Annotated in this window: 9 protein-coding genes; 4 read left to right on the top strand and 5 right to left on the bottom strand. The window is 75.1% G+C overall.

The features are described 5' to 3' along the window. Window positions 1-33 precede the first annotated feature (33 nt). Window positions 34-498: an RICIN domain-containing protein gene (locus tag CK485_RS02600; RefSeq protein WP_109446348.1), complete on the top strand. Its 465-nt coding sequence runs from the start codon at window positions 34-36 to the stop codon at window positions 496-498. 34 nt (window positions 499-532) lie between these two features. Here the strand turns inward: CK485_RS02600 and CK485_RS02595 are convergent, their stop codons facing one another. From CK485_RS02595 to CK485_RS02585, 3 genes are all read right to left on the bottom strand, one after another. Then, entirely contained in the window at window positions 533-1,447 is a 915-nt protein-coding gene (locus CK485_RS02595; protein WP_109446346.1) for a cellulose-binding protein, read from the bottom strand. 201 nt (window positions 1,448-1,648) lie between these two features. Then, window positions 1,649-4,048: an SUKH-4 family immunity protein gene (locus CK485_RS02590; RefSeq protein ID WP_109446344.1), complete on the bottom strand. Its 2,400-nt coding sequence runs from the start codon at window positions 4,046-4,048 to the stop codon at window positions 1,649-1,651. Between the two features lie 8 nt (window positions 4,049-4,056). Then, entirely contained in the window at window positions 4,057-5,055 is a 999-nt protein-coding gene (locus CK485_RS02585; protein ID WP_109446342.1) for an SMI1/KNR4 family protein, read from the bottom strand. Window positions 5,056-5,385: 330 nt separating this feature from the next. Between CK485_RS02585 and CK485_RS02580 the strand changes: the two genes are divergently transcribed. Together CK485_RS02580 and CK485_RS02575 are read left to right on the top strand one after the other, a co-directional pair. Continuing rightward, the gene (locus CK485_RS02580) at window positions 5,386-5,874 is read left to right on the top strand and encodes a YwqJ-related putative deaminase (protein WP_241968101.1); all 489 of its coding nucleotides are present in this window, start codon (window positions 5,386-5,388) and stop codon (window positions 5,872-5,874) included. Between the two features lie 8 nt (window positions 5,875-5,882). Next, window positions 5,883-6,380, top strand: a complete 498-nt coding sequence (locus CK485_RS02575; RefSeq protein ID WP_109446600.1) for an SUKH-3 domain-containing protein — start codon at window positions 5,883-5,885, stop codon at window positions 6,378-6,380. A 141-nt stretch (window positions 6,381-6,521) separates the two neighbouring features. Here CK485_RS02575 and CK485_RS02570 read toward each other — a convergent pair whose 3' ends face one another. After that, window positions 6,522-7,847, bottom strand: coding sequence for a histidine kinase (locus CK485_RS02570; protein WP_109446340.1), 1,326 nt, complete (start codon window positions 7,845-7,847; stop codon window positions 6,522-6,524). Between the two features lie 226 nt (window positions 7,848-8,073). Between CK485_RS02570 and ppc the strand changes: the two genes are divergently transcribed. Continuing rightward, window positions 8,074-10,767 carry a phosphoenolpyruvate carboxylase gene (gene ppc, locus CK485_RS02565; RefSeq protein ID WP_241968100.1) on the top strand — a complete coding sequence of 898 codons (2,694 nt, stop codon included), beginning with the start codon at window positions 8,074-8,076 and terminating at the stop codon, window positions 10,765-10,767. 39 nt (window positions 10,768-10,806) lie between these two features. Here the strand turns inward: ppc and CK485_RS02560 are convergent, their stop codons facing one another. Beyond that, window positions 10,807-11,298: a hypothetical protein gene (locus tag CK485_RS02560; protein ID WP_241968076.1), complete on the bottom strand. Its 492-nt coding sequence runs from the start codon at window positions 11,296-11,298 to the stop codon at window positions 10,807-10,809. Between the last annotated feature and the right edge of the window lie 117 nt (window positions 11,299-11,415).

Below are 11,415 nucleotides of genomic sequence, written 5' to 3'. Positions count from 1 at the left end.
CTAGAGCCGTTGATCCGGAAGGGGATCACTTCCATGCGTCTGCGTGCCGTTCTGCCCGCCCTCGCGCTCGCCGCGTCCGCAGTCCTGTCGATGTCCTCGCCCGCCTCCGCCGTCGAGCCCGGCGCCTACCAGCTCGTCAACGCAAGCACCGGCCAGTGCCTGACCGGGGAAGGGGGCGCCCACCAGCTCGTCAGGACCGGCGCGTGCGACGAGCGCGGCGCCCGGTGGTTCCTGCGCGACACCCCTTATGGCTACGAGGTCAGGCACGCCGAGACCGGCGCGTGCCTGGACCAGTCGATCCTGCGGATCTTCCCGCCGCGCGTCGCCACCGAGCCGTGCGACTTCCACCAGAGCGCCTGGCAGCTGGAGCAGCGTGACGACGGCGTGATGCGGCTGCGGCTCGACCGGACCGACTACTGCCTGACCGGACCGCGCGACGGCGCGCTGCTGCTGCCGTGCGGCGACCGCGACCAGGAATGGTTCCTGCGCCGTCTGTGACCCGCGACTGCCGAACGGGTCCGGCGGGACCGCCTCAGGCCTCCTCGGCCGGCGGTTCCGCCGGGTCCGGCACGCCGGGGCGGCCGGTCAGCGCGGCCAGGCTGGTGCGGACGTTGGCCAGGTGGGCGCGGATCTCGTCGCGGCGGGCCTCGTGGGCGCGCAGCTCACGCTCGGTGTCGCGGTCGAGGCGCTCCTCCGTGGCCCGGGCCATCAGCAGCAGTCCGGACGCGGTGGACTCCGCCTCGCCCTGCATCCGGCGGCCGTCCTCACGGGCGGCTTCGTACTCGCGCTCGGCGTCGGCGAGCAGGCGTTCCGCGTGGGCCGTCAGGTCGGCGAGGCGGCTGTCGACGCCCGCCTCGCGTTCCGCCAGCTCGTGTTCGAGGGCGTCGAGCCGTTCGCGCTGCTCCTTCTCCTGCTCCGCGAGGGTGCGGGCGACGTCCTGGCGCACGCCGTCCAGGGCGCGTTCGGCCTCGCCGCGGACCTGGTCGGCCTCGGCCTGGGCGGCGCCGCGGATCTCGGCGGCCTGCTGTTCCGCGGCCTCGCGGTCGCGCCGGGCGGCCTCGTCTAGCGCGGCGAGGCGTTCGTCCATCTCGGCCCTGGCCTGGTCGCGCAGCGCCCTGGCGGCGCGGTCCGCGGCCTCGTACTCGGCACGCGCCGCGGCCTCGGCGCGGGCGCGCACGTCGGCGGCCTCCTCCTCGACCGTCGCCAGCAGCCGCTGCGCGCCCTCGCCGAGCGCCGCGTAGTCGGCGGTGCCCAGCGCTTCGAGTGCGGTGCGCAGGGCGGCGGCCTCGGCGTCCATGTCGTTGGCGAGGACGGTGAGGCGGGCGGCGCGCTCCCAGGCGGCGTCGCGTTCCGCGGACAGTCCGGCGAGGTACTCCTCGACCTGCTCGGGGTGGTAGCCACGACCGCGCGCCGCGCTGAACTCCTCGGGGGTCACCGACTGCGCCATGCTCTGCCCCTTCGCCGTCTCGGATGCGACCGCTGCCCCTTTTTAGCCGATTTGGTGCACATGTTCACGACGCCACACTCCGCCTGGAGTGCCTACCCGGTATTCGGCGGACATACGTGACGCCGGGTGCCCGCGGTCGATGTCCGACCGCCCGGCACCCGGCGTCCTCGTGGCGCTCTCACGCGGCGCGCGTGCGGCGTCCTACAGCAGGCCGTCCCACATCTGCTCCAGCAGCACCGCCCACCAGTGGTCCGGTGAGGCCAGCGCCTCCGGGTCGAGGGCGGCCAGCTGGGTCTGGAAGTCCACCGTCCAGCGGCCCGCCTGATCCGGTGTCAGCCCCAGCCGCAGCCGCCACATCCGGCCCAGGAGCGCCAGGCAGCGGGCGAACTGCGGCAGCGAGGTGTTGACGAACTGCGTCGGGCTCGCCTGCGCGCCCGGCACCGCCTCAAGCGGCACCGCCATGATGTAGGCCGTGCCGTACTGCACGCACAGCTGGCGCCCGAAGTCGTTGCCCATGACCAGGTACGACGCGGCGTCCGGCGCGGCCTGCACCCCGCGCTCGGCGGCGATCTCGGCGAGCGTCGGCACCGGGCGGCCGGGCTGCGCCTGCGCCCAGAAGAACGGCCCGAAGTCGGTCGGCAGCCCCGACCACACCAGCGTCTGCGCCACGATGTCGGGCACGCCCTGGCGGGCCACGGCGCGCTGGTCGAAGCGGAAGACGTGTTGCGGGCCGAAGGACTGGGCGAGTTCGTGGCCGATGGCGTCCAGCGGGATCGGCGCCGCGGGCTGCACCTGCTGCGGGTGCGGCAGCGGTACGCGCTGCGGGCGCGGGCGGGCCGGGCCGTCGGCGACCTGTGCCAGCTCGCCCTGGTGGGTCAGCAGGTGCTGCACGCCCTGCTGGCGCGAGGCGTGGTCGCGGCCGTACGGCGCGGTGTGGCTGACGCGGACCTGCGGCCAGGTCTCGCGGACCATCCGGGCGCAGTAGCCGCCGGGCAGGTCGCAGGACTCCAGCTCGGTGTGGAGTTCCAGGACCTGCTGGGCGGGGACGCCCAGGGAGCCCAGCTCGCGCAGGATCTGCCACTCCGGGTGCGGGGTGCCCGGCGCGGAGCGGCGGATGATCTGCTGCTCGGAGCCGTCGTTCGCGCGGTAGCGCAGGACGGCCATGTAGCCGGGGCCGACCACCGGGACGCCCTGCGGCGGCTGCGGGTAGCCGTAACCACCGCCGCCCGGCGCGGCCGGGGGCGGCGGAGGCATGCCGGGGCCGGCCGGCGGCGGACCGGACGGCGACGCCAGCATCGTGGCGGCGGCGTGCGGGTCGCCGCGGCCCGGGGGAGGCGGCGGGGGCGGCGTGCCGGGCGCGCCCGCGGCGGGCGGAGGCGGCGGCACGGGAGCGCGCCCGGGAGCGGCCGGCGGCGCGGGCGGGGGTGGCGGGGGCATCCCGGGGCCGGACGGCGGCTGGCCGGAGGGGGACGCCAGCATCGTGGCCGCGGCGTGCGGGTCGTTGCCGGAGGGCGGCGCGGGCGGGGCCGGCGGCGCGGGCGGCGGCGGGGTGGGCTGACCCGGCGCGGGCGGGGCGGGGGGCGCGGGCGTGCCGGGGCCGTCCAGTGACCGTACGAGCTGGGTCGGCACGTAGCCCACGGGACCGGCCGGGCCGCCGGACGCCTCGGCGGTCGGGGCGTCGTCGCCGGGACGCGGCCCGGGCCAGCCCGGCGGCGGGGTTGCGTCCACCGGCAGCCCGGAGGGCGGCGGCAACGGCGCACCGCTCGACGCGGAGGGAGCGGCCCCGGAGGCGGGCGTGCCGGAAGCGGGCGTGCCCGAAGCAGGCGTTCCTGAGGCGGGCGTGCCCGAGGCGGTCGCCCAGTCGGGCAGCGGGCCGTCCTCGTCGCCGTGCCCGGAGGGCTCCTCCCGCCCCCCGCCGTCGAGAGCGGGCGCGACCCGCGTCGGGGGCAGTCCGCCGCTCTGCGGGAGCAGTTCGGTCTTCGCGTCCGGGCTGGTGCGCGGTGCGTCGGCCTCGTCGGACCCGGCGAGCGGGGGCGCGAAGACGGTCGCGGGCGCCGTAACGGATCCGGCACCGGAACCGCCGCCCTCACCGGCGTCGGACCACGTGACCCCGGCTCCGTCACCGTCCGTGCCAGCGGCCCCCGGAGCCGGGAGCGGAGCGGCGGGGGCCTGCGGGGCGGGCTGCCCGCCCGCGTCGCCCTGGGGCCGCCTGCGGTCCGGGATGCCGATCTTGTCCGCGGCCTCCTGAAGCCACTGCGGTGGACTGAGCAGGAACGACGTCGCCTCCAGGTCGAGCCGCCGGGGACGCTCCGGTTCCGGTTCCGGCTCGTCAGGCGCCGCGGGCTCGCCGTACTCCTCCTCGTACCGCCGGATCACCTCGTCGACGCCCAGCGCGGGCCACAGCGTGGCGCGGCCGTCCGCCCGGTCGATGACCAGCACCGACCGGCCGCCGTCCGAGGTCGGCCCGTCCTCGCGGTCCTCGGCCCACGCCACGTAGCCCAGGCCGAACTCGCGGACCTGGACGCTGCGGCGCTCGTACGCGGGCACGTCGCCGTTGACCCAGGTCTCGGCGCGCTCGCGCGCCTGCTCCGAAGTCACCACTGGCCCACTCACTCCTCCACCGGGACGACGTGCGCGAAGCCGCCGTCCACCATCAGGTTCGCCACGGTCTCCAGCTCCGGCGGGTTGCCCGCCAGCCGCAGGAGGAAGTCGTCGAAGTCCTCGCCGCACGGCAGCAGCAGCGACTCCACCCGCTCGGCGGGCGAGGCCCAGGTGTCCTCGGTGTCCCGCGCGTCGTCGTACGCGCAGAACCACACGGTGCCGACCGCCTCGCCCTTGACCTTCACCGCCAGCAGCCCGCCCTGCAGGTAGCCGACCCCGAGGTAGTCCTTCGTCAGGTGGTCGCGCAGGCACTTGTTGGCGTAGCGCAGGTCGTCGCTCGCGGCCTCGTCGCGCACGCCGAAGAACGGCTGGTCGACCAGGAGGCCCAGCCGCGGGTCGAGCGCGGGGCCGACCGGGGCCCGGCCGCCCGAGGCCTTCAGGAAGGCGCGGTAGGCGCCCGGCAGCCGGTAGCCGAGGTCCTCCTCCAGGTCGCGCACCCGCCGCTCGCCCACCACCGGGGCCGGATCCTCGCCCACCGTGCCCGCGTCGAAGTGCGCGGGACGCGTCTCCTGCAACGGGCGGGTGCCGCGCTTGTCGTGGTCGGCGGCGGCCGTCGCCAGACCGCCGTGGTGCCGCAGCAACGCCTTGACCTCGACCGGGACCAGCTCCATGCGGCGGCCGCCGACGACGTGGTGCCAGGTCCAGCCGTGCGGCGTGGCCACCGGGGACGGGCCGGCGAACAGCTCGTGGCCCGCGTGGAAGTGCGCCGCGTTCGCCGACACGTAGTCGGTCAGCCGCAGTTCGTCCACGCCGAAGCCCTCGGGCGGCTCGGCGATCTCGGCGGCGGCACGGGCGTAGGGCGAGAAGTCGGGGTAGCCGTCCTCGTCCACCCACACACCGTTCGGATACCGCGCGGCCCGGACCGGGTCCGGGAAGTGCACGACCTGCCCGGCGTAGGCCGCGTTCGGCGGGGCGGCGGCCGTTGCCCCTGGCCGACCTGTCGTCATGGCGGATGCCCCCTGCTGGATCTGGCGTTTCGGCACAGCCTATGGGGTGGGACGACGGCCGTGCCCCGGACCCACCGTTGGCCCGAACGGGTGAACACCTCACCGTCCCGTCACGAATCTCCCGTAAAACGCGCCAGCTTCCGTACCACCAAGCACGTTTGGCAGTCTGGCTACGCAACGGGGGTTGCACGGGAGGGAAGCACAGCCTTGCGCACCACACAAAAAGCACACAACGCGGGGATATCCGGCGATCCGGCTGGTTCCGGAACGGGCTCGCGGTCAGGTCACGGGCCGGCGGCGGACGGTGACGCCACGTCAGCCGACCCGCGGATCGGCTGGAGCGGCGGCAGCGCCCCGGCGGCCCGCCCGCTCGGCGTCCCGCCCGTCCTGCGCCACCGCCGCGACGGCATCCTTCCCGCCGTCGCCGCCGCCCTTTCGGTCCGCGGCGAGACGCTGACCTGCACCGGCAGCAAGGCCGACACCGCGCCGCGGCTGCATCCGCTGGTCGAGGAGTTCCTGCGCGGGCTGCCGGTCGCCGACCGCACCCGCTCCACCGGACGCTGTCCCGAACAGGTCCTGCTGTCCCGCTTCCTGACCGCCACCGACGCCGCGCGCACCGGACGCGCCGCCCGCAAGCCGCTCAGCCAGGGCGACGCGCGGCGCGCCCTCAAGCACGGCAAGCTCACCGCCCGCCGCATCCGCGAGGACGGCGACCCCGAGCACGGCGCCTACGCCCCGCCGTGCCGCTCGTGCGGTCCGCTGCTCGCCCACTTCGGGGTGCGGGCCGTGGACCCGGCGGCGGAAGGGAGCGGTAGGTGAGCCCCGTCCTGCCGGCCGCGAGCCGGACCGCCACCCGCTTCCCCGCCCAGGTGGACACCGTGTTGCGCGCGGCCGGGTGGCGGCCCGGGCGCTGGGACATCAAACAGGCCGAGATCTGGGCCGACCACCTGCGCGCCCACGTCTCCCCCGGCGGCCACCGGCACGCCGTCTTCCCCGCCGCCGTCGAGGCGTGGGCGGAGTTCGGCGCGCTGTCCATCGGCGCGGGAGGCGCCAAGGGCGTGGAGATCGCGCCCGGCGGTCTGCTCGTCGACCCGCTGCGCGGCCTGCACCTGGCCCGCACCTTCGGCGACCTCGGCCGCGCCCTGGGCACGGAGGTCTGCCCGCTGGGCGCCGAACCCGACGACGGCGCGCACGTCGCCGTGGACGTCGAGGGCCGCGTCTACGCCATCGACCACACCGGCGACTGGTACCTGGGCGACACGATCGACCAGGCCCTCACGACGCTGCTGACCGGCACGCGGCCGGTGCGGCTGACGACGGGATGAGGACGCCGGGCCGGCGAGCGGACCGCCCCGGAGCACGACGCCCCGGAGCACGAGCCCCGGAACGCGTCCGCTCGGAGCGCGGTGGCCCGCCGCGCGTCCGCCCGGAGCCCGGCGGCTCGCCGCGCGTCCGCCCCGCCGGGGTCAGCGCACGCCGCCCGCCGGGATGACCGCCGAGACACGGAAGCCGCCCGCCCGGTTCGGGCCCGCGACGAAGCCGCCGCCCAGCGCCGCGACGCGTTCCTTCATGCCGACCAGCCCGTTGCCGCCGCTGGGCAGGCCCGCCGACGGCTGCCCGTCCGGCGGACCGTTCTCCACCAGCACCGCGACCTCCTGCGACCGGTAGGCCACCCGCACCAGCGTCTTCGCGCCGACGGCGTGCTTGTGGACGTTGGTCAGCGCCTCCTGCACCACCCGGTACGCCGTCCGCTCGACGGGCGCCGCCAGCGGGCGCCGGTCGCCCTCCTCGGACAGCGACACCACCATCCCGGCCGCCCGCGACTGCTCCACCAGCACCCCGAGCTGCGCCAGGCACGGCCCGTCGCCCTCCTCCCGCACCGCCTGCGGACCGGCCTCGCCCCGCGGGACCAGCGCGGCCGCCGGGGCCACGTCGGGAGCGGGCGCCGCCGCCGGGGCCGGCGTGCCGGTGCGCAGCACGCCCAGCATCTGCCGCAGCTCGTTCAGCGCCTGCCGTCCCATGTCACCCAGCAGCTCCGCGCTGCCGATCGCCCGGTCCGGGTCCTCCCGTACGACGGTGCGCAGAGCCGAGGCGTGCACCACCATCAGGCTCACCCGGTGCGCCACCACGTCGTGCATCTCCCGGGCGATGCGGGTGCGCTCCTCGATACGGGCCCGCTCCGCCCGCTCCCCCGCCTTCTCCGCCAGCAGCGAAAGCTCCCGCTCCAGGTCGTCCGCCCGCTCCCGCAGCGTCTCCACCAGGCGGCGGCGCGCCCCCACGTACAGCCCCAGCAGCACGGGGGGCGCGGTGAGGCCCACCGCCACCAGCACGGCGATCGCGAACGCCCACAGCGGCGAGGTGTAGCCCCGGTGCACCAGGTTGCGGTTCATCTCGACGAACGAGACGATCAGCGTGCCGCCCACCGTCATCGCCACCAGTGACACGATGATCCGCCGCGGCACGTCGGACGCCGCCAGCGTGTACAGCGACACCAGCCCCAGCACCACGCCCATCTGCGCGGGCGTGACCGCCAGCGCGATCAGCACCACCGCTATCGGCCAGCGCCGCCGCAGCAGCAGCGTCGCCCCGACCAGCAGCCCGAGCACCACACCCAGCGGCACCGCAAGCCCGTTGCCGTGCGCGAACGTGGCGCCCTCGGCCGCGCACTCCAGCGCCGACACCGTTGCCAAGGCGGCGTCCAGCACCAGGCTGCGCCACCTGGGCCACCACCACGGCCCCGTGCCGACGGTGCGCTCGGGCACCCGCGACACCGTTTCCCCCGTCGTCGTCATACCTGCCAGCCTAAGCGGCCCTGTGGGCGGGTCTCTCAGGCCGGGCTCCGGCCGCCGTGCTGTCCAGCACATATCCTGTCCCCGTCGGACAGCGCGGTCCGCAACGTCAGCCGTCCATCACAAGGACTCGCAAGGAGCCGCACCTGTGAGCACAGCCGACAACACCCACGACCGGACCGGTTCCCCCGCCGGAGCCGCCGCCCCCGAGACCGCCGACAACGCCGCCCTGCGCGCCGACATCCGGCGGCTGGGCGAACTGCTCGGCGAGACCCTGGTGCGCCAGGAGGGCCGGGGACTGCTGGAACTGGTCGAAGAGGTCAGGGCGCTCACCCGCAGCGACGGGGAGGCCGCGGCCGCGCTGCTGCGCGAGACCGACCTGCCGACCGCCACCAAGCTGGTGCGGGCGTTCTCCACCTACTTCCACCTCGCCAACGTCACCGAACAGGTGCACCGCGGCCGTGAGCTGCGCGCCCGCCGCGCCGTCGAGGGCGGCCTGCTGGCCCGCACCGCCGACCGGCTCAAGGACGCCGACCCCGAGCACCTGCGCGAGACCGTCAGGCACCTCGGCGTCCGCCCCGTCTTCACCGCCCACCCCACCGAGGCCGCCCGCCGCAGCGTGCTGAACAAGCTGCGCCGCATCGCCGAACTCCTCGACACCGAACCCGGCGCCGAAGGCGACCGCCGCCGCCACGACCTGCGGCTCGCCGAGAACATCGACCTGCTGTGGCAGACCGACGAACTGCGCGTCGCCCGCCCCGAGCCCGCCGACGAGGCCCGCAACGCCATCTACTACCTCGACGAACTCCACCAGGGCGCGGCCGGCGACGTCCTGGAGGACCTCGGCGCCGAACTGGAACGCATCGGCGCGCCCCTGCCGCCCGGCAGCCGCCCGCTGACCTTCGGCACCTGGATCGGCGGCGACCGCGACGGCAACCCCAACGTCACCCCGCAGGTCACCTGGGACGTACTGATCCTCCAGCACGAGCACGGCATCACCGACGCCCTCGAACTCGTCGACTTCCTGCGCGGCGCCCTGTCGAACTCCATCCGCAACTGCGGCGCCACCGAGGAACTCCTCGCCTCCCTGGAGAGCGACCTGTCCAACCTCCCCGAGATCAGCCCCCGCTACAAGCGCCTCAACGCCGAGGAGCCCTACCGCCTCAAGGCCACCTGCGTACGCCAGAAGCTGGTCAACACCCGCGACCGGCTCGCGAACGGCACCCCGCACATCGAGGGCCGCGACTACCTGGGCACCGCCGGACTGCTGCGCGACCTCACCCTCATCCAGGACTCCCTGCGCGCCCACCGCGGCGGACTGATCGCCGACGGCCGCCTGGAGCGGACCATCCGCACCCTGTCCGCCTTCGGCCTACAACTCGCCACCCTCGACGTACGCGAACACGCCGACGCCCACCACCACGCCCTCGGCCAGCTCTTCGACCGCCTCGGCGAGGAGTCCTGGCGCTACGCCGACATGCCCCGCGACTACCGGCGCCGCCTGCTCGCCAAGGAACTGCGCTCCCGCCGCCCGCTGTCCGGCACCCCGGCCCCGCTCGACGCCGACGGCGCCAAGACCCTCGGCGTCTTCCACACCGTCCGCGAGGCATTCGACCGCTTCGGGCCCGAGGTCATCGAGTCGTACATCATCTCGATGTGCCTCGGCTCCGACGACGTCTTCGCCGCTGCCGTCCTCGCCCGCGAGGCCGGACTGATCGACCTGCACGCCGGCATCGCCAAGATCGGCATCGTGCCGCTGCTGGAGACCACCGACGAGCTGAAGATCGCCGACAAGCTGCTGGAGGAGATGCTCTCCGACCCCTCCTACCGCAAGCTCGTCTCCCTGCGCGGCGACGTCCAGGAGGTCATGCTCGGCTACTCCGACTCCTCCAAGTTCGGCGGCATCACCACCAGCCAGTGGGAGATCCACCGCGCCCAGCGCCGCCTGCGCGACGTCGCCCACCGCTACGGGGTGCGGCTGCGCCTCTTCCACGGCCGCGGCGGCACCGTCGGCCGCGGCGGCGGCCCGTCCCACGAGGCGATCCTCTCCCAGCCCTGGGGCACCCTCGAAGGCGAGATCAAGGTCACCGAGCAGGGCGAGGTCATCTCCGACAAGTACCTCATCCCCTCACTCGCCCGCGAGAACCTCGAACTGACCGTCGCCGCCACCCTCCAGGCCTCCGCCCTGCACACCGCGCCCCGCCAGTCCGACGAGGCACTGGCCCGCTGGGACGCCGCGATGGAACAGGTCTCCGAGGCCGCCCACGCCGCCTACCGGCGCCTGGTGGAGGACCCCGACCTGCCCGCCTACTTCTTCGCCTCCACCCCCGTCGACCAGCTCGCCGAACTCCACCTCGGCTCCCGCCCCTCCCGCCGGCCCGACTCCGGCGCCGGGCTCGACGGGCTGCGGGCGATCCCGTGGGTGTTCGGCTGGACCCAGTCCCGGCAGATCGTGCCCGGCTGGTACGGCGTCGGCTCCGGCCTGAAGGCCGCCCGCGAGGCGGGACTCGACGCGGTCATCGACGAGATGCACGAACGCTGGCACTTCTTCCGCAACTTCCTGTCCAACGTGGAGATGACGCTCGCCAAGACCGACCTGCGCATCGCCCGGCACTACGTCGACACCCTCGTCCCCGACGACCTCAAGCACGTCTTCGCCGACATCGAGGCCGAACACGCCCTGACCGTCAGCGAGGTGCTGCGCATCACCGGCGAGGACGACCTGCTCGACTCCAACCCGGTGCTCAAGCAGACCTTCCACGTCCGCGACGCCTACCTCGACCCGATCTCCTACCTCCAGGTCGCCCTGCTCGACCGCCAGCGCAAGGCCGCCGCCGAAGGCGCCGAACCCGACCCGACGCTGGCCCGCGCCCTGCTGCTCACCGTCAACGGGGTCGCCGCCGGCCTGCGCAACACCGGCTGACGCCGCAACCGCCGGTGGCGGTGCCGTACGCGCCAGGGCTCACCCCAGCGCGAACGGCACCGCCACCAGCAACACCCCCGCCAGACCCGACAACCACGCCGTACGCCGCATCCGCAACCCCACCCCCACCACCAGCGCCGCCAGCAGCAGCGCCCCCGCCAACGGCCGCAACGCGAACAGCACACCGGCGGGACCGGTCCGCACCACCTTGACCGTGCCCGGCTCGACCACGACCGGGAACCGCTGGCCCGTGCCCCGGGTCACCAACCGGTCCACCGACACCCGCGCCAGCGGCGGCTGCGGCCCGCTCGGAGCGAACGGCCCCGAACACGACGACGCCCCGCACGACGTCACCGTCATCGTGCCGCGCTCCAGGCCCGACGCCACCGCGTCCCGGCCCGAACTCCACGACACCCAGGCCCCCGCCACCAGCACCAGCACCGCGAGGGCCGCCACCACGACCACCCTCGTCAGCAGCAGCAGACCCCAGGCACTCTCACCCAGCCGCCGGATCAGGCTCCGTTTCCGCATGCGCGCGATCCTTGGGGATCGAGACCGCAGGGGTCAACAACGGTTGACGCATACAGCCTCATACACCGCACGACGAGCCGCCCACGCCCGGCCGCCGACCGCCCCGCCCTCGGCCCC

Origin of the sequence: Streptomyces sp. ICBB 8177 (genome assembly GCF_003144095.1) — a bacterium.
Lineage (GTDB): Bacteria > Actinomycetota > Actinomycetes > Streptomycetales > Streptomycetaceae > Streptantibioticus_D.
Note: the sequence above shows the minus strand (reverse complement) of the source record. Positions and strands in the feature narration are given on the sequence as shown.